The organism is Streptococcus sp. 2020WUSS084 (assembly GCF_044427445.1).
GTDB lineage: Bacteria > Bacillota > Bacilli > Lactobacillales > Streptococcaceae > Streptococcus > Streptococcus suis.
The window spans coordinates 39,024-63,323 of sequence record NZ_JAOTGC010000008.1 but is presented as its reverse complement, the minus strand read 5'-3'; the positions used below and the strand labels follow the sequence as shown (position 1 = coordinate 63,323).

The window sequence follows — 24,300 nt, the reverse complement described above, 5'->3', positions numbered from 1 at the left end:
TAACATCGCAAAAACCTCGATTTTGCATTAATTGTCAGAATATGATATACTAGGGCAGTTATTTTATAATAGAAGGAGTATGGAAATGAAGAAAAAACTACTCATGTTATTGGCAAGCATTCTGCCAGTATTCTTTATTTTTACTGGCGTTAAAGCTGACGATACTATTGATGTCGTATTTGACAATGCTTACGCCCCATTCGAGTTTAAAGACTCAGATCAAATTTATAAAGGATTAGATGTTGACATCATCAACGAAGTAGCCAAGCGCTCAGGTTGGACCATGAATCAAAGCTTTCCAGGATTTGATGCAGCTGTCAACGCTGTACAGGCTGGATCTGCGGACGCCCTAATGGCAGGTACAACTATCACCGAAGCACGTAAGAAAGTATTTACTTTCTCAGACCCTTACTTCGACACCAAAATCGTTATCGCTACCACAAAGGTAAATACCATCTCTTCATATAAGGACCTTAAAGGCAAGACTGTCGGTGTCAAAAACGGTACCGCAGCTCAAAACTTCCTAGAAGAAAACAAAGACAAGTACGGATACAACGTAAAAACTTTTGATACTGGCGATTTGATGTATAATAGCCTTTCTGCTGGTGCTGTTGATGCTGTAATGGACGACGAAGCAGTTATTCAGTACGCTATTCAACAAGGTCAAGATCTAAGCATTGATATTGACGGCGAAGCCATCGGTTCATTCGGTTTCTCTGTCAAAAAAGGTAGCCAGTATGAATATCTTGTTGAAGACTTTAACAAAGCTTTAGCTGAGATGAAAAAGGATGGTACCTACGAAACAATCATGAACAAATGGTTGGGAGCTTCTACCACTTCTACCGAAAGTGCCGACTACTCATCTCGTTTAAGCTTAACAGGAAACGCATCAGCTAAAGCAACACCTGTCAAATCAAGCTACACAATTGTGGCAGATTCTTCTTTTGCTCCATTTGAATACCAAGATGAATCAGGTAACTATGTCGGTATTGACATGGAATTAATCAAGGCAATCGCTGAACAACAAGGATTTACTATTACCATTCAAAACCTTGGTTTCGACGCTGCACTAAATGCTGTTCAAGCTGGACAAGCTGATGCAGTTATTGCAGGTATGTCTATCACAGATGCTCGTAAGGAAATCTTTGACTTCTCAAACGCCTACTATACTTCAAACATCCTATTAGCTGTTAAAAATGGTAGTGACATCGCTTCTTACGAAGACTTAAAAGGGAAAACTGTTGGGGCTAAAAATGGTACTGCTTCATATAGCTTCTTAGAAGAAAACAAGGCAAAATATGGTTATACCCTAAAAGCCTTCGACGAAGCTTCAAGTATGTATGACAGTTTAAACTCTGGTTCTATCGATGCTCTTATGGATGACGAAGCCGTTCTTCTATATGCCATCCAACAAGGTCGCGACTTTGCAACACCAATCCCTGGCGAAAAATCAGGTGAATATGGATTTGCCGTTAAAAAAGGTGCCAACCCAGAATTGATTGAAATGTTTAACAACGGTTTAGCTGCCCTGGTTGAATCAGGCAAGTATGATGAAATCCTTAATAAGTATTTCAACTCAACGGAAGAAGCAAGCGCAACAACTTCAACTGTTGATGAGACAACGATTGTTGGTCTTTTGAAAAACAACTACGGTCAATTGCTCTCAGGCCTTGGTATCACAATTGGACTTGCCCTTCTATCATTTGCTATTGCAATTGTCATCGGTATTATCTTTGGTATGTTTGCAGTCAGCCCAGTTAAAGCACTCCGTGTTACTTCATCTGTTTTTGTAGATGTTGTTCGTGGTATTCCGCTCATGATTGTCGCTGCATTCATCTTCTGGGGTATTCCAAACTTAATCGAGTCGATTACTGGTCAACAATCTCCAATCAATGACTTTGTCGCTGGTACGATTGCCCTATCCCTCAACTCTGGTGCCTATATTGCTGAGATTGTTCGTGGCGGTATTCAGGCAGTTCCAGCTGGTCAGATGGAAGCATCTCGCAGTTTGGGTATTTCCTACGGAACAACCATGCGTAAGATTATCCTACCTCAAGCTGGTAAAATTATGTTGCCTAACTTTATCAACCAGTTTGTTATTACTCTGAAAGATACTACTATCATTTCTGCGATTGGTTTGGTAGAACTCTTCCAAGCAGGTAAAATCATTATTGCACGTAACTACCAATCCTTCCGTATGTATGCAATTCTTGCCATCATTTACTTGGTAGTTATCACACTCTTGACTCGCTTAGCACGCAAACTCGAAAAAGGAGGCAAATAATGGCTCAATTAAAAATCAACGTCCATGACTTACACAAGTCTTATGGAAAAAACGAGGTCCTCAAAGGTATTACTGCTAAGTTCTATGAAGGCGATGTTGTTTGTATCATCGGTCCTTCTGGTTCAGGTAAATCGACCTTCCTTCGTACAATGAACTTACTTGAAACCATTACAAGTGGTCAAGTAACAGTCGATGGATATGACTTAACCGATCCTAAGACAGATGTTGATGCCTTCCGTTCAAATGTCGGAATGATATTCCAGCACTTTAACCTTTTCCCACACATGTCAGTCCTAGACAATATCACATTTGCGCCAATCGAACACAAATTGATGGACAAGTCTGAAGCTGAAAAGGTCGGCATGGAATTATTGGAAAAAGTTGGATTGGCAGACAAACGCGACGCTATGCCAGACAGCCTTTCAGGTGGTCAGAAGCAACGTGTTGCCATCGCTCGTGCCCTCGCTATGAACCCAGACATCATGCTCTTTGACGAACCAACTTCCGCCCTTGACCCTGAAATGGTCGGAGACGTTCTTAACGTAATGAAAGACTTGGCTGAGCAAGGTATGACCATGTTGATCGTCACACACGAGATGGGCTTCGCCCGCAAGGTTGCTAACCGCGTTATCTTCACGGATGGCGGCGAGTTCCTTGAAGATGGTACACCAGAGCAAATCTTTGACAACCCACAACATCCACGTTTACAAGACTTCCTAGATAAGGTATTGAACGTGTAAAAATACAAAAAGCCTTTGACCAAGTGTGTCAGAGGCTTTTTAACATCTCACAATTAATACCTATAACATCTTTTTGTAAGAACATCCTTTCTCTGTCTTCTTTACTGCTTCAAAACCACATTTCTCAAACAGCTTTCGTGAACCAAGATTCCAATCGTAAATTTCTTCGACAAGTATTTCCACAAAGCTAAGCTCCCTTGCACGTTCTACCATTCGCTGCAATACCTTGGTTCCAATTCCTTTGTTCCAATACCGCTTATCTCCAATGGCAATGGCAAAATCATCTGCAAACAACGTCACATCACCAATTGGGATAAACTGATCGTCTTCAAAAATTTCAATAAAGTAACATTCGCCATTTTTAGACAAATAATCATACATACGATCGAGCAAGTCAAGACTATAACGTTCTTGATCACCATCAATCAGCCAGACCAATTCTAGATCTTGGTGCCATTCAAAAGCAAAATCATGCTGACCATCATACCGACGTAAACGGACTTGTTTGTCTATTTCTAAAATGTCTGCTTGCTCAATTCCAGTGATTGCCATTTCGGATCCCCTCTCATTTACAATAAGTTCATTTTAACATATATCTCTATCAAAATCTATGAATATTATAGCACGCTGATTGACAAGCTTCTATCGATATGCTATATTAAAACAAATAAAGTATGCGAGGTAAGGAGAAATGGACAATAACAAGTAAACTCAATTTAAGTTCTATACTTATTTAGTAGTTTTCTTGCGTCCATTTTTCTGTTCCCTCTATTCCTTGAATAGGGTCTTTTTGAGCAGATTTCGACACACTACTAAATAGGTAGTGTGTTTTTTCTTGTAAAGGAGGCCTTATGCTACTAATCACTCACCACCTATCCCTCGACCATCAAAAAGATTTGCGAAATCTAGTTCATGACCTAAACCTCATTGTCAACCCTGGCGATAAAATAGCCATCATCGGCGAAGAAGGAAATGGAAAATCCAGTCTATTACTAACCTTAATGGATTCAACTCTTGTCACAGATTACCTACTCCTATCAGGCAATATTCAACGAAATTTTTGCTCACCCATCTATATTCCCCAAAGTCTTCCACTGGAAATAGCAGAGCTGACATTGAACGACTACTTCTTCGCTGACATGGACAGTGACATTGATTACGGCCTACTCTACCTCTATGCTGACCAGCTTCAGTTTGACAGCGAGCGATTTGCCAGTCAACAATTGATTGGAAGCCTGTCAGGTGGCGAAAAATTAAAAATTCAGTTAATCAAATCTTTAGCAACTCCATCTGATATTATTTTTCTGGATGAGCCGTCCAATGACTTGGATTTAGATACCTTACTTTGGCTTGAAAACTATATCATCACGAGTCCTAAAACCATATTATTCGTTTCTCACGATGAAGACTTCCTCAGTAAAACAGCTACAAAAATCATTCACCTAGAATCGGTTAAAAAGAAAACACTTGCTCAGACCAAGGTTGAAGATCTTGACTACCAATATTACGCATTGGGACGCCAACAAGCCTATCAGAAGCAAGTCCAACAAGCTCGGAACGACAAAAAAGAATTTGACAAGGCTATGAACAAGCACCTACGTCAAAAATCACAGGTTCGTCATACCTTGCTCAACACCCACGATGCCACACTAGGACGGCTCATAGCCAAGAAAATGAAGAATGTCTTATCACGTGAAAAACGCTATGAAAGAATGAAGGAAAATCTCACACAAGTTCCTTTTCATGAAGATGCCATTTCCCTCTTCTTCTCAGACATTTCTCCACTACCAGCTAGAAAACAAGTGCTTGACTTAGAAAACTTCCAATTGAACATTAGAGGGCGACAATTAGTTCAAAATATCCATTTCAACTTAAATGGACAAGAGAAAATTGGCATCATTGGACAAAATGGAATTGGTAAATCCAGTTTTCTAAAGTTAATCTATCAAGAACTCAGGCAACGAGCGGACATAAACTTGGGCTACATGCCCCAGCACTATTCAGAAGTCCTTGATGAGTCTAAAACTCCACTTGATATTTTATTAGAAAATGGCAATTGTGAGCAGGAACAACTTATCTTAACACATCTAGCCAGTCTGCAGTTTACACGACAAGAAGTTCATCACAAGATCTGTGAACTTTCGGGGGGACAAAAAGCCAAGTTACTCTTGTTAAAAATGGTTCTTGATCAAGCCAATTTTCTCTTATTAGATGAACCCAGTCGAAACTTCTCTCCTACTTCTCAGCCATATATTCGTCAACTATTTGCCGATTATCCAGGTGGCTTGGTATGTGTATCACACGACAGACGTTTTTTGAAAGAAGTTTGTCAAAGAATCTACCGACTAAGTGAGAATGGACTGGAAGAACTAGAACAGATATAAAAAAGGAAATTGGCACACACGCCAAATTTCCTTTTCTAATAGTATTTCGAATATATTCGCTTTACAGCTTATAGTTTATCAAGAGCAAGCTGTAAGTCCTCAATCAAATCATTGACATTTTCAAGTCCGATGGATAGGCGAATTTGATTTGGTGTGACCCCAGCAGCAAGTAAATCTTCTGGAGCTAACTGAGCATGCGTGGTTGTAGCTGGATGAACTACTAGTGATTTAGCATCGGCAACGTTTGCTAAATTGGAAAAGATTTCCAAACTATCAATAACCTTACGCGCTTCTTCTGCTCCGCCTTTTACTTGGAAAGAGAAAATAGAGCCAACTCCCTTAGGCAGATATTTATCCGCCAAAGGCTTATAAGGACTATCTGGAAGTGATGGATAATTGACCGACTCTACCTGAGGATGACTAAGTAAAAAGTCAACAATTTTTTCAGCATTAGATACATGACGCTCTACACGGAGAGACAAGGTTTCTAACCCTTGCAAAAGCAAGAAGGCGTTGAATGGAGAAAGGGCAGCACCTGTATCACGAAGTAATTGTACACGAACTGCTACAATAAATGCAGCTGCACCAATATCACGAGTATAACTAATGTTATGATAGCTTGGATCTTCTTCAACAAATTGCGGAAACTTACCAGATGCCGCCCAATCAAACTTGCCGCTATCGACAATCACACCGCCAATGGTCGTACCATGCCCACCGATAAACTTGGTTGCTGAATGGACGGCAATATCAACACCATGAGAAAATACATTAATCAAATATGGAGTTGCGAAGGTATTATCTGAAACAAGCGGGATGTGGTGGGGGTGTGCAATTTCTGCCAATTTTTCAAGATCAGGAATATTGATAACAGGATTTCCCAAGGTTTCAATAAATACAAGTTTTGTATTATCTTGAATGGCAGCTTCTACTGCTTCAAAGTCATCAATATCTACAAAGCTTGTTGTAATACCATAGCGAGGAAGAGTTTCTTTGAATAGGTTAAAAGTCCCACCATAGAGTGTCGTTGCCGCCACAATATGATCACCAGCATGTGCTAATGCTAGAACAGTGTATGTGATAGCTGCCATTCCTGAAGAAGTGGCCAAGGCACCAATGCCACCTTCTAGAGCTGCCACACGATTTTCAAAAGTAGAGACCGTCGGATTAGTGATACGAGTATAGATATTCCCTGATTTACGCAAGGCAAATAAATCTTCTGCTTCTTGAGCGTCTTCAAAAACATAGGAAGTAGTTTGATAGATGGGTACAGCACGTGATTTTGAAGCAGAATCAACTTCTTGTCCAGCATGGAGTTGAAGGGTTTCAAATGAAAATTCTCTAGTCATAAAGGTACTCCTTTGGTCTTTTTCTGTATTCTACCTCATTTTTACCATCTTGACTAATACTTAAATATTAGATATATATATAGTTAACAACTATAGCCATAGGATCAGTTATTCTAGAAAAATAATATTCATTTTCCTTGAATAAAATAAGGACAAGATTTACAATAAGATTATGAATACCTTAATAGAATATATCGGTCCGATTACCCTCCTAGTACTAATAATCTCTTACAGCATCTATCGCAGATGCCATCCTAATAATATGGACACTAAACAAGCGCTCAAATGTCCAAAATGTAAGTCAATAAAACTGCAAACTTACGTTCCAACACAAAAAAGATATTCTCGTAAAGCCGGTATGATTGGTCATGCAATCAATGGCATAGAGGGAGCTATGTTTGCAATGCTCTATGAAGCTGATCGGACTTATTATCGTTGTCAACATTGCAGTTACCGATTTTCTAGAAAGGAGAATCGTTTTATTTCTAACATCGAATAACCTCCCTAATTTAAATAACTATAATGCAAAAGTATTCTCTCCAATTTTTATTAGCTGAAATATAATCCCATAAACGCATCATTAGACTTCTTCCTTTAAGATTCTAAGCTGATGCGCTTTTTTATTTATCTGTTACTCCAATCAGCATGAGATGTTTTCCTACAACTGTATCGGTTAACTGACTAGCTTAAAAATTCCTGTCCAATTTAGAAATGCCTTTCGACGCATTTGTTCAATTTCACAGCGAAATAATCCTGCTAAGGTTGCTCTATTTAAAACAATATCATTCTTACGAGAAAGGCTAGTTACTTTATTTACAAGCGTCTCGACTTCTTCACCATCTCTAATTCCCATATCCCATAACTCTTGAAGTACTGATTTTTTATACATTTTCTCATATTCTGCCATACCTTGTAGAGTCCAGTAACGTTCATTATTCTCAACTTCTAACCATTGCCACACAATTTCTGTATCAGCTACATTAGGTTTTTCATGCTGACAGGATAGACAGAGGACCATCTCATTAGCCAGGCTCGTATCCTTGCTCCATTTGCTTGATACAATCTGACACACAGCTACACCATGAAAACTTTTACATCTCCAACATTTTCCTTCAAGCAATTCATCAGCGCTCAAAATTCCTCTTTCTATCAAAGTATCATTCCAATACTCTGCAACTTTCGATACTTCAGCATTCTTATACAACAAATTAAACATTTTCATTCTCCTATTATAATTACTTTTCTAATATCTGCATCCGAACCATACTTGCCTGCAACATTGCTAACTCAACTACACAAGAATAATGGCTCAAATCAAGATTTTCCAACAAACGATAAGATACAAATAACTTCGGTTGCAATCGTGTGAGAGGTTTTGACCATATTACTGCTTCTGACTGGAATTGTTTGAGTGCCTGAAAATAAATCTGATTGACTGTAAGATAGGCTCTACCATTTAGTAAATATGCGTAATCTTGTATTAAATCTCTACAAAATGAAGCTACCCAAATAGCTGCGGTCTTCTCAGAATCAGTATTGTAATCGGCTAATAAGTCCAGCGTAATCAGACTTCCTTTTCCGAAATCCTTCGATTTCTGATCTCGCAATTTTTCAGCATTTATCGGAGTCGTCAAACCAAAATGATTAGCATAGGTTTCCCACTCTTTATAAATATCATTCCAAGAAATCTCTGTCATCCTTTTCATTTGCGACTCCTATTTTTCTTTTTGTGAGATTATCATAACACCGTTTTGATTTTTTGTCAAACATGTTAAACAAAATTTGCAAAAAATATTTTTTAATGGTATAATTGGTTAAACAGATAAGGAGACAACCATGATTTTAGGTGATATTTTAAAAGAATACCGAAGCAAGAATAAATTATCAATGGATAAATTCGCTGAATTATCTGGTTTAACAAAAGGCTATATTTCTATGTTGGAAAAGAACCAGCATCCCAAAACCAAAAAAGCTCTCCTGCCAACGATGGAGACGCTAGAAAAAGTCGCTAAGGGCATGGCTATATCGGTTGGTGAGCTAATCGAGCAACTAGATTCCAATCAGGATATAGCTTTAACGATTACTCCTTCCCAATTTAAACTCTTTCAACAGCCTATTCATCCAGAGATTCAAACCTTGGACAATGAATTAAAGGGTGATTTCCATGCACGATGGTTAACTTTTGGTCAAGAACAGTTAGCAGCTATGCAAACTGCCTCAGTTACTCCTTCTGCTTCTATTCTTCACTTGGATGACTACCGGGAGCGAATCGAATTACCTGTTCCTGGTAAGGTTTCTGCCGGTACAGGTTACTGGCAGGATGTAGATATGAACAATCTTGTATCATTCTATAACGATGAGATTCCGAATAACCAATCTTATGATACAATCGCTCAGGTTGTGGGAGATTCTATGGCTCCGCATATCAAGGATGGAGACTATCTCTTCATTCGCCTAACTCCTCATATTCCTCTAAATACGATTGGAATTTTTTCAGTCAATGGCGAAAATTTTGTTAAAAAGTTCAAAGGTGACTATTTGCAATCACTCAATTCTGACTATGATGACATCTATTTTAGCCCAGAAGACGATATTCGACCTATTGGTCAAGTTGTAGATATTTATAGTCCAGATTGATTTCTAAGCCTAGTTAATCACTAGTTATATTGGCTACATTCCTCCATCTAGTTTTGGAAAGTCTGTTTGTATAGCTGGCGTTTTTTCCTACTGAAAACAAACTGAAAAGCACAGTAAAGGGGGGCTATGACAGCCTCCCTTTTATATGTCAAATTGGAAAAGTCCATTACCAGATAGTTATTTGACAACAAGTTAATGATTAAATAATTATTCTGCTACCCTTATGTCTCTGATTGTCCTCTTACTATTTGTCTAAAGTGTGGAGATTGCTTATTATGATGAAAATCGCTAGAGGTTTTTGTGATTTTCTAAGGTTATGTTCAAAAGTTACAACATCTTGAACACATAGTAGTTACGACACGAATAATCTTAGCCTACTTCTGATTGAACCGGGTAGCAAGGCTAAATAATGAGTTAATGCTATGCATTTGACAATGGATATCACAAATAGATATAAAACAGGGATAACGGACTTTTCCCCCTACTAGCATCCCTCTCTTTTTATTAGAGAAAGATGACTAATAGTATATACACTTCTACGAACGCTAAAGAACTCCTTTCAGCAATTCAGATGGCGTTCAACATCTTAACTAACTATTTCCTTTTTTCAATTAGATTATACCACTATTATAAAACGCTTTCAAATAATTATGTGCTCCAAAGTTAATTTTTTTGCTTTTCTTTTTCCTTGATAAAGTTTTCCCACATTTTTTGTTGCGGCTTAGCAAATGGGTAGGTAGGAAAATCTTCTACAGAAACCCATTTCAATTCTTTTGATTCTGGAAGGTTAAGTGTTTCTGCCACACCTTCTACCATTTCTATCTGCCATTTGCGGTGACTAAAAATGTGCTGGACGATGCCAAATTCTTGCTCTTGCCAATTAACAGTCAGACCATAAAGTTCCGTAAAGCTCTGCCGAATATCTGGCTGAACAACTTCTTCTGCAACTTCAAAGAGAGAGACTTGTTTGTCAACGATTGCTCCTTTTTCCAAAAGCGGAAAAGACCAGAAACCTGATAGAAGACCTGCTTCATTATTTTTTTCCAATAAAAATTGATTGTCTTTATTTCTGATGAGAAATCCCTGGTAGGCCACGGGAATCGGCTTTTTCTTTGGTGCTTTGATTGGATACTTATCCATTGTACCGTTTAAGTAGGCTGCGCTAAAGGCTTTGACTGGGCTGTCCTGGGGACGTGGATTAACTGGCGATTCAATATCCGACCCCAGATCCATCAGGGCTTGGTTGAAATCGCCCGGTCGCTCTGGATCAATCAATAGCTCCATCATCGCTTGGAAAATCTTACGATTGGCAGGCAAACCAATATCATAATCAACCTCAAACAAGCGGCTGAGAACCCGCATCACATTACCATCTACCGCTGGTTCTGGCAAGTCAAAAGCAATACTGGAAATTGCTCCAGCAGTATAGGGACCAATGCCCTTTAGGCTTGAAATGGCTGCATGCGTGGTCGGAAATTGCCCATCAAAATCTTCTACCATTTGCTGTGCTGCCTCTTGCATATTCCGCACGCGCGAATAATAGCCCAATCCCTCCCAGAGTTTGAGAATGACCTCCTCTGGTGCTTGTGCTAAATCACTAATCGTAGGCAAGTGATGGAGAAAACGTTCATAATAAGGAATGACCGTGTCTACTCTTGTCTGTTGAAGCATGATTTCAGAAACCCATATAGCATATGGGTCCCTTGTCCTTCTCCAAGGCAAGTCACGTTTATTAGCATCATACCAATCTAAGAGTGCCTTGCGAAAAGCTTGAATCTTTTCCTCCGGCCACATTTCGATTCCATATTCTTTCAAATCTAACATACATCTAGTATAACACAAAGAAAGGGAGCCAGCTTTTGCCAACTCCCTTATATCGTTTATAATCAAAATCAAACTAGCTCCAAAGGTTTGGGGAAACTTTGGAGATTGGAAATAGAGCGAACGAAGTTCGTCTCTACAAAGGTTTGGGGAAACTTTGGAGGTTGGAGATTGAGCGAATGAATTTGTTTCTCTAAATCTAGCCAAGACTGTCTGTTTTTGATGTTCGAAGAATTTTATTCTACTTTACCTGTTACAAACATGGTAAAGCTTGCTGAAGCAAGTAGCTGTTTATCTTGGTTTTCTATCTTAACTTCGACGACCTTTGTCCTGCTTCCATCATGTGTGCAAGAGCCTATTACTGATAAGGTATCACCAAGTTTAGCTGCCTTTATATAATGTATATTGGACTGTAGGGTGACAGAATAAGAACCCCCTGCTACCGTTGTCAGACCTGCAACTGAATCTGCCAATGTGAAAAGAAAGCCTCCATGTGCTATGCCGTATGGATTGAGAGATTTTTCCGTCACCTTAGTAGTCAGTAGCACCTCTTTCTCATTGAGCATTGTAGCTTGATAGTCATCTAAAACCGTAATCGGTTGTAAGTTTAATTTATCTAACACTTTCATCCTCCTCTGTCTGCTGACTTGTTTGCATTTGATAATAAACGCCTTGTTCAGCCATCAATGCTTCATGATTCCCTTGTTCAACAATTTTTCCGTCCACCATGACCAAAATCAAGTCAGCTGATTGAATGGTTGATAGGCGATGAGCAATAATAAAGCTGGTCCGTCCTTCCATCAATTTGGCAAATGCTTCCTGTACTAAAATTTCTGTCCGTGTATCAATAGAGGAAGTCGCCTCATCTAAAATCAGGATTTTAGGTATTTTAACAAAGACACGCGCAATAGACAAAAGCTGACGTTGTCCCTGGGATAAGGCTTCACCTCCATCTGCCAAAACTGTATCGTACCCCTGCGGAAGCTGACGAATAAAGAAGTCTGCATTGGCCGCCTTAGCCGCCTCAATGACCAATTCCCGCGTGGCATTTGGATAGCCATAGGCAATATTATCATGAATGGTACCAGATTTGATCCATGTCTCCTGTAAAACCATCCCAATCTGTCTGCGAAGATCCTCACGACTGTACTGGCTAATCGGAACTCCATCTAAAGTAATTTGACCAGCTGTTACATCGTAGAAACGCATAAGCAGGTTAATCATGGTTGATTTACCAGCACCAGTAGGTCCAACAATGGCTACCTTTTGTCCAACTTTGACAGCAATATCCAGATGTTCAATCAGAGAACGGTCAGGACTATAGGAAAAAGACACATTTTCAAAGGAAATAGCTCCCTTCAGCTCCTCTGAATCAATTTTCCGCTCAGCCTGATCATCAATGCTATCTAGAGCCAAGATAGCAAACAGCCTGTCTGCACAAGCTAAGGCGCTCTGCAATTCCGATAGGACCGAGGAAATATCATTAAAAGGCTTGCTGTACTGACTAGCATAATTGAGAAAAGTTGTCAGAGACCCCACTGTAAAATTTCCTGCCATAATTCTCAGAGCTCCAAGTCCTGCAAGTAAGGCATAAATAATAGCATTGATAAACCGCGTACTTGGATTGACCGTTGAAGAGGCAAAGATAGCCTGTTGGGAATAGGTCGCATACTGTTCATTCACAACTTGAAAACCTTGCGTAAATTGCTCTTGAGCATTGAAAGATTGGATCAAGGTCAGTTGACTGATGGACTCTTCCAAATGCTGAGATTGCTTCCCACGTGCCTGAGTCTGTTGTCTATAATAACCATAGGATTTCTTAGCGATATAGCGTGCCACAAGCAGAGACACGGGAGTCAAGGCAACTACAACCAACATCATGGTCATGTCTAGTCTAGCCATAGTAAAAATGGTTAGGAAAATGGTCAAGATACCAATGAAAAATTGATTGAAAATCATCAAGAGACCATTTGTTAATTGCTCACTATCACTTGAAAAACGAGCCACCAAATCACCAACTGAATGACGATCCAGATAAGATAGGGGCATCTGGTGCAGCTTCACATAGACCTGTTCACGCAAATCGGCCACCATTCCGTAAACCAAGCGATTGGTTACCAAAGGTAAGTACCATTGCACCAGCGTATTAAGCAAGATAACCATCACCATTTTGCCTAAGATACCGAGCAAGACCTGACCATCCGATATCAATACTGCATCGACTGCCTGACCAATCAAGATAGGCAGATAAACTGTCAGAAGCACTTGCACCAAAGTTCCCACCAACATCAAGGACATTCGAAGGGGCTGTTGTAAAACCAATCTGACCAGTTCCTTAAAACTAGATTGTCTCATAGCTATCCTCCTCTCCTTGTTGTTGCGATTGGTGAATTTCTTGATAAATAGCAGAGCTTCTCAGCAAGTCCTCATGGCGACCAAGTCCAACTTGACGCCCTTGTTCCAAGACTAAAATCTGATCAGCTGTCCGTAAACTATTGGTTCTTTGTGACACCATGATTAAGTTTTGACCTGGTAATTCCTGGCGAATAGCCACTAATAACCGACTCTCCGTCAAATAATCCAGAGCAGATGTTGCATCATCCAAGATTAAAATCGGTGCTTTCTGTAAAATAGCGCGTGCAATGGTCAAACGTTGACGCTGTCCACCAGAAAAATTCTTACCAAAGGCTTCGACAGGGCTATCCAAACCACCTTTATCCTCTATGAAAGATTTAGCCTGTGCAATTTCTAATGCAGACCATAGGTCACTATCAGATATTTCTTCCAATCCTAAAGATAGATTAGAACGAATAGTTCCAGCAAAAAGCTGAGCCTGTTGCGGAACGATGGCAATTCGCTGCCGCCATTCTTTTAAATTCTTGGGACTTTTTCCATCAATGAAGAGAGAGAGCTGATTTGTTGGCACTGAATAGAGTGCCTGCAATAAATCTACTAGGGTGGACTTACCTGACCCAGTTCCCCCGATAATTCCCATAAACTGTCCCTTACGTAAGTCAAAAGCAATGTCAGACAGGGACTCCTCAGCAGATTTTGGATAAGAAAAGGAAAGATGGCGCACAGAAAAGATGATCTCCTTATCCTCACTAACCACTTTTGGCAAACTAGACTCTACATCCTCAGATGTTTGGTCAAAAACCTCTTGAATACGTTGCGCTGAAATATAGGTCTGGTTGAGAGTAGACACGACCATAATCATCTTGACCAATTCTACTAAAATTTGAAGAAGGTAGTTGATGAGAGCGACCAACATCCCCTGTTCCAACAAATTGTGTGAAATGGCTATATTCCCCTGCCAGATGAGAATGAGTAAGGTGCCGTTGACCACTAAAAATGTCAATGGTGATAAAAGACTAGACCAAAAACCAGCCTGCAGCTGTTGCTTCTTATAAATCTGATTTATGCCTTGAAAAGCCTTAATTTCCCGCTCTCTTTGTCCAAATGCACGAATCACTCTCCAGCCAGTCACTGTCTCACGTACCTGCCCCACCAAACCATCTAATTCTTTTCGCATCGATTGATAAATACGGCTGGTTATAACAGAAATGACTGTCACTATAAAAATCAATAGGATAATCATTCCTAGAAAATAGGCAGATAGACTTGGGCTAATATAGAATGCCATGATGAGCGAACCAAATACGACAATTGGAGCACGTAAAAACAAACGAAGAAAAGTATTAATACCCGTTTGAATTTGTAAAGTGTCGCTGGTCAATCGTGTCAGCAAGCTGGATGAGGAAAGAATATCTCGGCTAGACTTGGGAAGGGAAAGAACCTTCTGATACAAGTCATTCGTCAGCTCTTTAGTCACTCCAACCGCTGCTTTAGCTGAATAATATTGCGCTATTAGTGAAACAATAATTCCAATACATGCTAGACCAACCAGTAAAAAAAGCATAGCAACCAGGTTTCCCTGGCTGCCATTTGGAATAATTGTATCAACGATATAGGCGATAATTAATGGTACCAAAAGCTCAAAACAAGCTTCCAATAGTTTGAAAACTGGACCTAATATGGATTCCTTAATATAGTCCTTAAAATATCGTGATAAAAATTTCATATTAACGGTGCTCCAAAGCCTGAACCGCAGTAATCAAGGTCAAGTTGTAAACATCATCAGGGTTACAACCACGAGACAAGTCGTTTACAGGCTGATTCAAACCTTGTAAAACAGGACCTACCGCTGCAAATCCACCCATACGTTCGGCAATTTTATAACCAATATTACCAGCTGAGATACCTGGGAAGATAAATACAGTCGCTTGACCAGCAACACTCGAACCTGGGGCTTTTAATTTACCTGTGGTAGGAACAAAGGCAGCATCAAATTGTAATTCACCGTCCAAATCCAACTCAGGACGCAATTTTTGAGCAATTTTTGTAGCTTCAACAACCTTATCTACTTTAGGACCAGCACCTGAGCCTTTTGTAGAATAGCTGAGCATCGCTACTTTGGGATCAATACCAAACATTTTAGCAGTACGTGCTGAGTTGATAGCGATTTCTGCCAAGGTTTGAGCATCTGGATCAATGTTGATAGCACAGTCACCAAAAATATAACGCTCTTCACCTTTTACCATCAAGAAGGCACCTGATGTTTTCGATACACCTGGCTCTGTTTTAATGATTTGAAGAGCTGGACGAACTGTTGAAGCGGTTGAATGAATCGCACCAGATACCATACCTTCTACTACGCCCATATATACCAACATAACACCAAAGTAGTTAACATCTTTCAACAACTCATGTGCCTGCTCTTCTGATACCTTACCTTTACGGCGCTCTACCAAAGCAGCTACCATCTCATCATATCTATCATAATGAGCTGGGTCAATAATTTCAAAACCTTCTGTAATCCCTTCAATGTCAAGGTAAATCTTAATACGATCTGGGTTTCCAAGCAAGACGGGTACTACATCCGACTCATTTACCAAACGTTTTGTCGCTTGCAAGATACGTGGTTCTTCACCTTCTGGCAATACGATACGTACTTTTTTACCCTCTAGCTTTGTAGCTAATTGCTCAAAAATTTTCATGAACAAACTCCTTAAATTTATTTACTTATTAACTGATTGATAACAGCCTGAAAATCCTCAGGAAGCGGTGCTTCCAAATCAATCCTTTCGGCTGAAAAAGGATTGTCGAAGGCTAAATTATAACAATGTAAGGCTTGACGTTCTATCCCACATTCCAAACTTCCACCATACATATCATCTCCTAACAATGGAAATCCAATGTGAGAAAAATGAACACGAATCTGATGAGTCCGCCCAGTATGTAGTTGAATATCTACTAAATGAATATCTCCCCAAGATTGTACAACACGATAGGAAGTATGAGCATATTTTCCATTCTTTGTCACACAACGGGTAATGATGCTATCTTCTGGACGACCGATAGGGGCAATAATATCCCCTGTCTCTTCTAACTGCCCATTCCCCTTCACCAAAGCATAATAACGTTTATGAATAAGCTTGGCCTGTAACTGCTTATCGAGTCGTGCGTGGGCATAGCCGTGCTTGGCAAACAGCATGACGCCTGATGTATCCCTATCCAGACGAGTCACAATATGAACCTGCTTATTCTCATAATTCTGCTCAATAAGATAACCTTTTACAAAATTTGCGATTGTGGATGAATGCAAGGCAGAAGGAATGGAGGCGTAGCCAACCGGCTTATTTATCGCCAGAAAATGATCATCTTCATAGACAATATCCAACGGAAAGAAAATCGGTTTTAAACTACCAGTCAAATCCTCTTCAGCAGGTATGTCAATTGTAACCCTATCTCCAATATCAAGCAAGTAAGTTGCATTTTGCTCAATATCGTTGACCCAGACATTGCCGCCGGTATACTTAATCTTCGCTAATAGGCCTTTAGAGACACCGTGTTTTTTAAGGAAAGTCTTTATTTTCGTATGCTGGTCAGCAATGAATTCAAACCGCATTACTCCACCTCTCCAATAAAGGCGTCCTTAACCCGATTCCAAAAACTAGTATGGCTCGGTGTTGCAACAAAATGAATCTTACTATTGTCTATCTGATACTCTATACTTTCAATACTATCATAGACAAAAGTCTTATTGTCCACCGCAATCGAGTAACGGTCACTATGCTTTGGTTCAATCACAATCTTGTCTTTTTTAGGGACAACAACGGATGAACCCAAGGTGCGGTAAACACGATTGTTCAAACTAGCCACTTCTGCTATTTGCAAGGCTTCAATGGTCGGATGCAAGACCGCGCCACCTAAAGACTTGTTGTAAGCTGTTGAACCAGTTGGGGTCGAGACAGAAATTCCGTCACCTCGAAAACGTTCAAAGGGAACATTATTGATGATAATATCTGCCACCATCGTTTTAGATAAACGCTTGATTGTCGCTTCATTTAAGGCACGCGCCTCGACAATGCGGCCATCTGTCATCTTGACCTTAGCATTTAAAATCGGATACGATACTCTAGCACCTGTATCAAGCTTAAGATTTTCAATCAGCTTGTCCACTTCAAAATCGCGATAATCTGTATAAAACCCCAAATGACCCGTGTGAATTCCTACAAAACGTACACGATCAATTAACTTTTCATACTTGTGAAAAGCAGATAAAAGCATCCCATCTCCACCGATAGAAATGACAATATCTGGATTTTTAGGAGTCAAAATAAAATTTGCTTCTTTTAACTTTGTCCATAATTCTTTGGACACCGCTTCACTCTTAGGATTTCGACTAGCGAGCAGAGCGATTTTTTTTCTACCTGTATTCTTCATCTGTATCATCACTGTTACCCACACCATCATTCAGTTTGCGATAGGCAGGATCAAATAAGGCCTGCGCTTCTTGAATGTCGTTGCGGATTTTTCGCATCTCCTCATCTAATTCATAGGCAATTTTTGCTGTAACTTCCAAGCGTTTCTTGATTTCTTCTGGAAAATTCCCCTTATATTTATAATTCAGAGAATGTTCAATTGTAGCCCAGAAATTCATGGAAAGGGTTCGAATCTGGATTTCTGCCAGAACCGTCTCGTTGCCATTTATAGTATCCACAGGATACTCAATCACCACATGATATGAACGGTAGCCAGAGGCTTTCATATTGTTGATATAATCCCGTTCATGCACAATTTGCATATCCTTGCGTTTCCGCAAAATAGCTAATACTTCTTCAATGTCGTCCACAAATTGAACCATAATCCGAAGACCGGCAATATCTTGCATATCTTGAGCAAGATTTTCCAATTTGATATGTCGCAGGGCCATTTTTTCTTTAATGGATTCAATCGGTTTTACCCGTCCTGTGACAAACTCAATTGGAGAATGCCGATTAGCCTTGCGATACTGCTTGCGAATCCCCCGCAGTTTGATTTTCAATTCACCAACTGTCTGAATATAGGGGTCTAAAAATTCTTCCCAGTTAAAGTCCATACGGCCCCTTTCTTGTCAAAACTTTTAAATTGTATTAGAATAACACAAAGACTAATCTATTATAACACATTGAAAGGGTTTACTGCATGAAAAACCACCTTGAAATTGAGTATAAAACCTTATTGACCAAATCCGAATACAAACGCCTGCTTACTGACTTTTCAGATGTGAGCCCAATTCTTCAAACAAACCACTACATTGATACCCCAGACCTAGATATGAAGAATCACCGCTTTTCACTCCGTATTCGTACATTTGAAGACTCAGCAGAACTAACCTTAAAAATTCCACAAGAAGTCGGAAATCAAGAATATAACCAAGCTCTAGACATCCAAACTGCTCATCATTTACTGGAAAATTTTCAACTACCAGCAGGACAAATTTCTGACATTATTTCTGCAACAGAGATTCCACTTGATAAACTTGCTGTCTGGGGAAGCCTCACGACAAAACGCTATGAGAAACAGACATCTATAGGTCTTATGGCTCTCGATGAAAATGATTATGTGGGACAAAAAGATTATGAATTAGAAGTCGAAGTGACCGATGCAGATGCAGGGAAAATTCTTTTTGATGAATTCCTTAAGAAGAAATCAATTCAATTCAAATATGCTAGTAGTAAGGTCGCACGAACAGCTGCCTACATCAAATAACTATAAAAAATCAGCCAAATAAGGTTGATTTTTTAGTTTCACTACTGAAAATTTTTCATTTTTTTGATAGAATAGAATTATCTATTGTAAAAAATACTTTTATGTCATCATAAAAGCTCAGTGTGTAAAAGGAGTTACTTTAAAATGGTACAACCACTCGGTGAACATAACATTAAATTATTCTCACTCAATAGCAACCGTGATATTGCTGAAAAAATTGCTGATTCTGCTGGAATTCCTCTTGGAAAACTGTCTTCTCGTCAGTTTTCTGATGGTGAGATTCAAATTAACATTGAAGAATCTGTACGTGGCGTAGACGTCTACATTATCCAATCAACAAGCTATCCGGTCAATAATCACTTGTGGGAATTATTGATTATGATCGATGCTTGTAAACGTGCTAGTGCCAACACCATTACAGCGGTCATCCCTTATTTCGGCTATGCTCGTCAAGACCGTACCGCTTCTCCACGCGAACCAATTACAGCTAAATTAGTTGCAAATATGCTGGTTAAAGCTGGTGTCGACCGTGTATTGACTCTTGATTTGCACGCTTCACAAATTCAAGGTTTCTTTGATATTCCAGTAGACAATCTCCTTACAGAACCACTTTTTGCAGCCTACTACATGGAAAAAGGACTCTGCGGAGAAGATGTCGTCATTGTGAGTCCTAAAAATTCTGGTATCAAACGAGCTCGTAATATCGCTGAATTTCTAAATGCACCGATTGCGATTATCGACTACGCTCAAGATGATTCTGAACGTTCTGAAGGCTATATTATTGGCGATGTTGCTGGTAAAAAAGCTATTTTGGTGGACGATATTCTCAATACTGGTCGCACTTTCTCACAAGCTTCAAAAATTGTCCAAGAAGGTGGTGCTACTGAAATTTATGCAGTTGCCAGCCATGGTCTCTTTGCGGGAACTGCAGCCCAACTCTTAGATGAAGCACCAATTAAAGAAATATTAGTTACCGATTCTGTTGCAAGCAAAGAACAGCATCCTAAAAATATCGCCTTCCTAACAGCTAGTGACTTGATTGCAGATGCCATCCACCGCATCCAAGAACATCAGCCACTCAGCCCACTTTTCAAATTTACTAGTCCTGAAAAAGAAAACTAGGAGTAAACTCTTTGATTTATTTAGATAATGCAGCAACCACTGCTCTATCTCCTGCTGCACTCCAACGGATGATGGAAGTGGCTCAAGAAAATTATGGAAACCCCTCCAGTATCCATCAAAGCGGTCGGAAAGCCAATCAATGTCTTAGACAAAGTCGTCAAGAGATTGCACAGATTCTCTCCGCCTCTCCTGAACAAATTATTTTCACATCTGGAGGCTCCGAAGCTGATACTTTAGCTATTCAAGGCTATGCACTTGCTCATCAATCCAAAGGAAAACACCTGATTACTACGGCTATCGAACACCATGCTGTCCTCCATACCATGCAATATCTAGAGGAGCGGTTTGGGTTCGAGGTTACCTATATCCAACCAGTCGATCAAGTAATCACCGCTCAACAAATTCAGGATGCCCTTCGACCAGATACTATTTTAGTCAGCGTCATGTTTGCTAACAATGAGACCGGTCAGCTACTCCCCATCAAGGAAATTGGAGAGCTCCTAGCCGATCATCAGGCCGTCTTTCATGTAGATGCTGTCCAAGCAATTGGAAAAATTGCAATTGCTCCCTCTGACTACGGAATTGACTTCCTCGCGGCCTCTGCCCATAAATTCCATGGTCCAAAGGGGATGGGATTCCTGTATAGTAAAGTTCATAAATTTGATTCCTTGATCCACGGCGGAAAGCAGGAACAGCAACATCGAGCAGGTACTGAGAATCTCCCTGCTATTGCTGCTATGGCGACTGCCCTAACAGAACAATATGAGTCCTTAGATACGCATCATAAGCATGTCAGTGAACTGCGACAACATATTATCGAGGGGGTGTCTGGCTTAGACTATTATCTCAATCAGGCTGGACCTCATCTCCCTCATGTCCTTAATATCGGTTTTCCTGGTAAACTTAATGAACAACTACTCATGCAACTAGATTTGGCAGGTATCGCTGTTTCTAGCGGTTCCGCATGTACGGCAGGTGTTGTCCAAAATAGCCATGTTTTAGAAGCTATGTATGGAAAAGACTCCCATCGTCTGAAAGAATCCATTCGTATCAGCCTATCTGAAATCAATACAAAAGAAGAGATAGATACTCTTATCATCGAACTAAAGAAAATACTTGGAGGTTAAAATGGCATTCCAACAATCAGTTACCTTAAAAGATTGTAATTTTACTTATCACATTAGCTCTGCTATCAAAAAATATACACTCCGTGATAGCACCTTTGAACAAACCAAAGCAGGCCACTATCAGCTTACACGTCTTCTGGAAGAAATTCCAAATTCAAACCAAGGATTCCTCTTGAAAATTATTATCAATCAAGACCTAACTGGTTTTAAAATTAACATTACCGACAAGTCTGGTCTTCATCTGGTAAACATTTTTAAGCCAGAAAGTAACAAGGTTATTCAAGAAAAATTCTATTTCCTCATGGATAGCTTGATTGACCGTGACATCTTTACAAAAGAGGGTTAGTATGATTGAAATTCACTATCTTGACGCTTACAAGCAAGAACGTATCCAAACATTTGAGAATAAAGATGCAGCCATTCTGGCTTTTTCCGGTTGCTTAACCCTCCCAGACTATTATCCAGTTACCAGCATTACACAAGACGGACAAGCTCTGGATTACAAAGGGACAATCGGGGATCTCTATCGCTATTTACAAACACTAGATTAGACAGTTTCCTGTTTAATCTTTTTTTAAAATCAATCTGTTGATTTTTTCACAAACTTGGACTAGAATAGAATAAAGAACTGTTTAATATATAAATAATCGATAAAGCGTATTCTATCGAAATAAAGGAGTCTAAAGTGAAAAACGATAAAAAATCTGATATTCCACGCGCTACTGCCAAACGTCTATCCCTCTACTATCGCATTTTTAAACGTTTCTATGCAGGAAATATTGAAAAAGCTAGTTCAAAAGAAATTGCTGAAGCTATCGGAATCGATTCGGCTACCGTCCGCCGAGATTTTTCCTATTTTGGAGAGCTTGGTCGTCGTGGCTTTGGCTACAATGTCAAAGAGTTGATGGATTTCTTTGCGGATATTCTAAATGATACCTCCATCACCAATGTTATGCTTGTTGGAGTCGGGAATATGGGGCGGGCCTTGCTACACTATCGCTTCCACGAACGAAATAAAATGAAAATAGTCATGGCTTTTGAAGCAGATGATAATCCAGCTGTTGGAACGACAGATGAAAATATCCCAATCCATGCAATCTCAGAGATCAAGGAACGTATCAGCGAAGCAAACTCTCAGACAGCCATTCTAACGGTACCCAGCGTCAAGGCACAAGAAGTGACCGATATTCTTGTTGAAGCTGGTGTTAAGGGAATTCTGAGCTTTTCACCAGTTAACTTGTCTGTCCCAAAAGACGTCGTTGTCCAGTATGTTGATTTGACTAGTGAATTACAGACACTACTCTACTTTATGCGAAAAGGATAAGCAATGAAAAAACCAGTTATTGGTATTTCTGGAAATGAATATAAAACAGGGGATCATACAGAACCCCTGCTTTCTTATACCCAGACTTGCCTCGTACAAGCTATTGAAGATGCTGGCGGGCTCCCATTCATCCTTCCTGCTACAGAGCCAGATTTGGCAAAATATTATATTCATCTTATTGACAAACTCATCCTAACAGGAGGACAAAATGTCCAGCCAAGTTACTATCATGAAGAAAGGACTATTGACAGCGATAATTATCTACCAAAGCGTGACGAGTTTGAATTGGCCCTCATAAGGGCTGCCCAAGAAAATCAGAAACCTATCTTCGGTATCTGCCGAGGTCTACAGCTCTACAATGTAGCTCAAGGTGGTAGCCTTCATCAATCAATTTCTGAACATTGGCAAGACATAGACGGACAAGAAGTCAGTCAAACGATTCAACTGACTCAAAATAGTCCACTTTACGACATATATAAGTCCGATCCGAGTGTAAACTCATTTCACCGTCAGGCTATCAACGACTTAGCACCTGACTTAGAAATCATTGCACTATCAGATAATCAACAGATTATTGAAGCAGTTCATTCAGCCTACCCAACTAAATTTTTAGGGGTTCAATGGCATCCTGAACTACTCTACGGTAAACGTGAGATTGAAAAAGACCTCTTCCACTATATTGTCAATAAACTTTAAAATAACTCACTTTCTTCTCTAAAAGAATAGTAATCCTTATTTCCAACAATTAAATGATCTAATAATACCAGTCCTAGCTTTTCGCAGGACTCTTTTAAATTCTCCGTAAATAGCAAATCATTCCTACTAGGTTGTACTGAACCCGACGGGTGGTTGTGAACGATGATAATCGATGTTGCCATACATTTTACTGCGTAATGCAAAATTTCACGTGGTTCTGCAATGCTACGATTAACACTCCCAATAAAAATCGTTTTTTGGCTGATAATCTGGTTCTGTGTATTGAGATAAAGTGCAACTAGGTGCTCCTGCTTCTTATGCCCGATTTCATGAATCATCTTACGTCCCAACTTCTCACTTCCCAAAATCCTCTCATTTAAGAGTAGCTCTGATTGATTGATACGTTTTCCAAGTTCAATCATAGCCTTAATTTCAATCGCCTTGACGCGCCCAATTCCAGTCAAACTTTGCAATTCTTCAATTGATAGTTCTCTTAGAGCCGCTAAACTCTCCAAACGATTCAATAATTTATTGGAGAGAATAGAAACAGGTTCTTTTTTTGTCCCAGTTCTAATAAAAATTGCTAGTAGTTCCTGATTACTGAGCCGCTCAGCTCCAACTTCTACTAAACGTTCTCTAGGTAGAATGGCCTCTTCTTTAAATTCAATTTGATACATAATTTCCTCCTCACCTATCTATTCGTAAAATCTTATAAAAAAGAA

General features: G+C 39.6%; 25 protein-coding genes. 12 read left to right on the top strand and 13 right to left on the bottom strand.

Annotation, left to right across the window (positions count from 1 at the left end):
* Window positions 1-85 precede the first annotated feature (85 nt).
* Window positions 86-2,284 (top strand): ABC transporter substrate-binding protein/permease, encoded by a 2,199-nt coding sequence (locus ODU50_RS06165; protein ID WP_105153593.1) that lies wholly within the window; start codon window positions 86-88, stop codon window positions 2,282-2,284.
* Entirely contained in the window at window positions 2,284-3,024 is a 741-nt protein-coding gene (locus ODU50_RS06160) for an amino acid ABC transporter ATP-binding protein (RefSeq protein ID WP_398581359.1), read from the top strand. Before ODU50_RS06165 ends, ODU50_RS06160 begins: the two co-directional genes overlap by 1 nt.
* 60 nt (window positions 3,025-3,084) lie before the next feature.
* Here the strand turns inward: ODU50_RS06160 and ODU50_RS06155 are convergent, their stop codons facing one another.
* Window positions 3,085-3,576 carry a GNAT family N-acetyltransferase gene (locus tag ODU50_RS06155; RefSeq protein WP_105153594.1) on the bottom strand — a complete coding sequence of 164 codons (492 nt, stop codon included), beginning with the start codon at window positions 3,574-3,576 and terminating at the stop codon, window positions 3,085-3,087.
* Window positions 3,577-3,875: 299 nt separating this feature from the next.
* Here ODU50_RS06155 and ODU50_RS06150 point away from each other — a divergent pair, with 299 nt between their 5' ends.
* On the top strand, window positions 3,876-5,408 hold the full coding sequence (locus ODU50_RS06150) for an ATP-binding cassette domain-containing protein (protein WP_105153595.1): 1,533 nt from the start codon (window positions 3,876-3,878) through the stop codon (window positions 5,406-5,408).
* 68 nt (window positions 5,409-5,476) lie between these two features.
* Here the strand turns inward: ODU50_RS06150 and ODU50_RS06145 are convergent, their stop codons facing one another.
* Entirely contained in the window at window positions 5,477-6,757 is a 1,281-nt protein-coding gene (locus tag ODU50_RS06145; protein WP_105153596.1) for an O-acetylhomoserine aminocarboxypropyltransferase/cysteine synthase family protein, read from the bottom strand.
* A 262-nt stretch (window positions 6,758-7,019) separates the two neighbouring features.
* Between ODU50_RS06145 and ODU50_RS06140 the strand changes: the two genes are divergently transcribed.
* A complete protein-coding gene (locus ODU50_RS06140) occupies window positions 7,020-7,256 on the top strand; it encodes a hypothetical protein (protein WP_162564171.1) in 237 nt (78 codons plus the stop codon).
* Between the two features lie 174 nt (window positions 7,257-7,430).
* Here ODU50_RS06140 and ODU50_RS06135 read toward each other — a convergent pair whose 3' ends face one another.
* A complete protein-coding gene (locus ODU50_RS06135) occupies window positions 7,431-7,973 on the bottom strand; it encodes a hypothetical protein (protein ID WP_105153598.1) in 543 nt (180 codons plus the stop codon).
* A gap of 19 nt (window positions 7,974-7,992) precedes the next feature.
* Window positions 7,993-8,463, bottom strand: coding sequence for a hypothetical protein (locus ODU50_RS06130; protein WP_105153599.1), 471 nt, complete (start codon window positions 8,461-8,463; stop codon window positions 7,993-7,995).
* Window positions 8,464-8,593: 130 nt separating this feature from the next.
* Between ODU50_RS06130 and ODU50_RS06125 the strand changes: the two genes are divergently transcribed.
* Window positions 8,594-9,394: an XRE family transcriptional regulator gene (locus tag ODU50_RS06125; RefSeq protein WP_105121014.1), complete on the top strand. Its 801-nt coding sequence runs from the start codon at window positions 8,594-8,596 to the stop codon at window positions 9,392-9,394.
* A gap of 663 nt (window positions 9,395-10,057) precedes the next feature.
* On the opposite strand, the gene mutY is transcribed toward ODU50_RS06125, so the two are convergent.
* The 8 genes from mutY to ODU50_RS06085 all read right to left on the bottom strand — a co-directional run bounded on the left by mutY (window position 10,058) and on the right by ODU50_RS06085 (window position 18,656).
* Window positions 10,058-11,218: an A/G-specific adenine glycosylase gene (gene mutY, locus ODU50_RS06120; RefSeq protein WP_161947079.1), complete on the bottom strand. Its 1,161-nt coding sequence runs from the start codon at window positions 11,216-11,218 to the stop codon at window positions 10,058-10,060.
* Between the two features lie 233 nt (window positions 11,219-11,451).
* Window positions 11,452-11,844, bottom strand: coding sequence for a PaaI family thioesterase (locus ODU50_RS06115; RefSeq protein ID WP_192873050.1), 393 nt, complete (start codon window positions 11,842-11,844; stop codon window positions 11,452-11,454).
* Window positions 11,828-13,570, bottom strand: coding sequence for an ABC transporter ATP-binding protein (locus ODU50_RS06110; RefSeq protein ID WP_105153601.1), 1,743 nt, complete (start codon window positions 13,568-13,570; stop codon window positions 11,828-11,830). Before ODU50_RS06110 ends, ODU50_RS06115 begins: the two co-directional genes overlap by 17 nt.
* Entirely contained in the window at window positions 13,557-15,296 is a 1,740-nt protein-coding gene (locus tag ODU50_RS06105; RefSeq protein WP_105153602.1) for an ABC transporter ATP-binding protein, read from the bottom strand. The genes ODU50_RS06110 and ODU50_RS06105 overlap by 14 nt, the downstream gene beginning before the upstream one ends.
* A gap of 1 nt (window position 15,297) precedes the next feature.
* Window positions 15,298-16,272 carry a phosphate acetyltransferase gene (gene pta, locus ODU50_RS06100; RefSeq protein ID WP_002935239.1) on the bottom strand — a complete coding sequence of 325 codons (975 nt, stop codon included), beginning with the start codon at window positions 16,270-16,272 and terminating at the stop codon, window positions 15,298-15,300.
* Between the two features lie 17 nt (window positions 16,273-16,289).
* A complete protein-coding gene (locus ODU50_RS06095) occupies window positions 16,290-17,183 on the bottom strand; it encodes an RluA family pseudouridine synthase (RefSeq protein ID WP_105135528.1) in 894 nt (297 codons plus the stop codon).
* Complete coding sequence (locus ODU50_RS06090) at window positions 17,183-18,001, bottom strand: NAD kinase (RefSeq protein WP_105135527.1); 819 nt, start codon at window positions 17,999-18,001, stop codon at window positions 17,183-17,185. The genes ODU50_RS06095 and ODU50_RS06090 overlap by 1 nt, the downstream gene beginning before the upstream one ends.
* The gene (locus tag ODU50_RS06085; RefSeq protein ID WP_002935242.1) at window positions 17,985-18,656 is read right to left on the bottom strand and encodes a GTP pyrophosphokinase family protein; all 672 of its coding nucleotides are present in this window, start codon (window positions 18,654-18,656) and stop codon (window positions 17,985-17,987) included. The genes ODU50_RS06090 and ODU50_RS06085 overlap by 17 nt, the downstream gene beginning before the upstream one ends.
* An 86-nt stretch (window positions 18,657-18,742) precedes the next feature.
* Between ODU50_RS06085 and ODU50_RS06080 the strand changes: the two genes are divergently transcribed.
* The 7 genes from ODU50_RS06080 to ODU50_RS06050 all read left to right on the top strand — a co-directional run bounded on the left by ODU50_RS06080 (window position 18,743) and on the right by ODU50_RS06050 (window position 23,578).
* On the top strand, window positions 18,743-19,309 hold the full coding sequence (locus ODU50_RS06080; RefSeq protein WP_105135526.1) for a CYTH domain-containing protein: 567 nt from the start codon (window positions 18,743-18,745) through the stop codon (window positions 19,307-19,309).
* Between the two features lie 144 nt (window positions 19,310-19,453).
* The gene (locus ODU50_RS06075; protein WP_012775438.1) at window positions 19,454-20,431 is read left to right on the top strand and encodes a ribose-phosphate diphosphokinase; all 978 of its coding nucleotides are present in this window, start codon (window positions 19,454-19,456) and stop codon (window positions 20,429-20,431) included.
* An 11-nt stretch (window positions 20,432-20,442) separates the two neighbouring features.
* A complete protein-coding gene (locus tag ODU50_RS06070) occupies window positions 20,443-21,558 on the top strand; it encodes a cysteine desulfurase family protein (RefSeq protein WP_029179036.1) in 1,116 nt (371 codons plus the stop codon).
* Between the two features lies 1 nt (window position 21,559).
* Window positions 21,560-21,904, top strand: coding sequence for a DUF1831 domain-containing protein (locus tag ODU50_RS06065; protein ID WP_105135525.1), 345 nt, complete (start codon window positions 21,560-21,562; stop codon window positions 21,902-21,904).
* A gap of 1 nt (window position 21,905) precedes the next feature.
* On the top strand, window positions 21,906-22,109 hold the full coding sequence (locus ODU50_RS06060) for a DUF4649 family protein (RefSeq protein ID WP_024378702.1): 204 nt from the start codon (window positions 21,906-21,908) through the stop codon (window positions 22,107-22,109).
* Between the two features lie 134 nt (window positions 22,110-22,243).
* Complete coding sequence (locus ODU50_RS06055; RefSeq protein WP_002935251.1) at window positions 22,244-22,882, top strand: redox-sensing transcriptional repressor Rex; 639 nt, start codon at window positions 22,244-22,246, stop codon at window positions 22,880-22,882.
* A 3-nt stretch (window positions 22,883-22,885) separates the two neighbouring features.
* Window positions 22,886-23,578 (top strand): gamma-glutamyl-gamma-aminobutyrate hydrolase family protein, encoded by a 693-nt coding sequence (locus tag ODU50_RS06050; protein ID WP_105135524.1) that lies wholly within the window; start codon window positions 22,886-22,888, stop codon window positions 23,576-23,578.
* Here ODU50_RS06050 and radC read toward each other — a convergent pair.
* Window positions 23,575-24,255 carry a DNA repair protein RadC gene (radC, locus tag ODU50_RS06045; RefSeq protein WP_002935253.1) on the bottom strand — a complete coding sequence of 227 codons (681 nt, stop codon included), beginning with the start codon at window positions 24,253-24,255 and terminating at the stop codon, window positions 23,575-23,577. The genes ODU50_RS06050 and radC overlap by 4 nt on opposite strands.
* Window positions 24,256-24,300: the final 45 nt, after the last annotated feature.

Coding starts and splice junctions, on each gene's coding strand:
- ODU50_RS06165 (WP_105153593.1), top strand. CDS start 86: ATGAAGAAAAAACTACTCATGTTATTGGCAAGCATTCTGCCAGTATTC.
- ODU50_RS06160 (WP_398581359.1), top strand. CDS start 2,284: ATGGCTCAATTAAAAATCAACGTCCATGACTTACACAAGTCTTATGGA.
- ODU50_RS06155 (WP_105153594.1), bottom strand. CDS start 3,576: ATGGCAATCACTGGAATTGAGCAAGCAGACATTTTAGAAATAGACAAA.
- ODU50_RS06150 (WP_105153595.1), top strand. CDS start 3,876: ATGCTACTAATCACTCACCACCTATCCCTCGACCATCAAAAAGATTTG.
- ODU50_RS06145 (WP_105153596.1), bottom strand. CDS start 6,757: ATGACTAGAGAATTTTCATTTGAAACCCTTCAACTCCATGCTGGACAA.
- ODU50_RS06140 (WP_162564171.1), top strand. CDS start 7,020: ATGGACACTAAACAAGCGCTCAAATGTCCAAAATGTAAGTCAATAAAA.
- ODU50_RS06135 (WP_105153598.1), bottom strand. CDS start 7,973: ATGTTTAATTTGTTGTATAAGAATGCTGAAGTATCGAAAGTTGCAGAG.
- ODU50_RS06130 (WP_105153599.1), bottom strand. CDS start 8,463: ATGAAAAGGATGACAGAGATTTCTTGGAATGATATTTATAAAGAGTGG.
- ODU50_RS06125 (WP_105121014.1), top strand. CDS start 8,594: ATGATTTTAGGTGATATTTTAAAAGAATACCGAAGCAAGAATAAATTA.
- mutY (WP_161947079.1), bottom strand. CDS start 11,218: ATGTTAGATTTGAAAGAATATGGAATCGAAATGTGGCCGGAGGAAAAG.
- ODU50_RS06115 (WP_192873050.1), bottom strand. CDS start 11,844: ATGAAAGTGTTAGATAAATTAAACTTACAACCGATTACGGTTTTAGAT.
- ODU50_RS06110 (WP_105153601.1), bottom strand. CDS start 13,570: ATGAGACAATCTAGTTTTAAGGAACTGGTCAGATTGGTTTTACAACAG.
- ODU50_RS06105 (WP_105153602.1), bottom strand. CDS start 15,296: ATGAAATTTTTATCACGATATTTTAAGGACTATATTAAGGAATCCATA.
- pta (WP_002935239.1), bottom strand. CDS start 16,272: ATGAAAATTTTTGAGCAATTAGCTACAAAGCTAGAGGGTAAAAAAGTA.
- ODU50_RS06095 (WP_105135528.1), bottom strand. CDS start 17,183: ATGCGGTTTGAATTCATTGCTGACCAGCATACGAAAATAAAGACTTTC.
- ODU50_RS06090 (WP_105135527.1), bottom strand. CDS start 18,001: ATGAAGAATACAGGTAGAAAAAAAATCGCTCTGCTCGCTAGTCGAAAT.
- ODU50_RS06085 (WP_002935242.1), bottom strand. CDS start 18,656: ATGGACTTTAACTGGGAAGAATTTTTAGACCCCTATATTCAGACAGTT.
- ODU50_RS06080 (WP_105135526.1), top strand. CDS start 18,743: ATGAAAAACCACCTTGAAATTGAGTATAAAACCTTATTGACCAAATCC.
- ODU50_RS06075 (WP_012775438.1), top strand. CDS start 19,454: ATGGTACAACCACTCGGTGAACATAACATTAAATTATTCTCACTCAAT.
- ODU50_RS06065 (WP_105135525.1), top strand. CDS start 21,560: ATGGCATTCCAACAATCAGTTACCTTAAAAGATTGTAATTTTACTTAT.
- ODU50_RS06060 (WP_024378702.1), top strand. CDS start 21,906: ATGATTGAAATTCACTATCTTGACGCTTACAAGCAAGAACGTATCCAA.
- ODU50_RS06050 (WP_105135524.1), top strand. CDS start 22,886: ATGAAAAAACCAGTTATTGGTATTTCTGGAAATGAATATAAAACAGGG.
- radC (WP_002935253.1), bottom strand. CDS start 24,255: ATGTATCAAATTGAATTTAAAGAAGAGGCCATTCTACCTAGAGAACGT.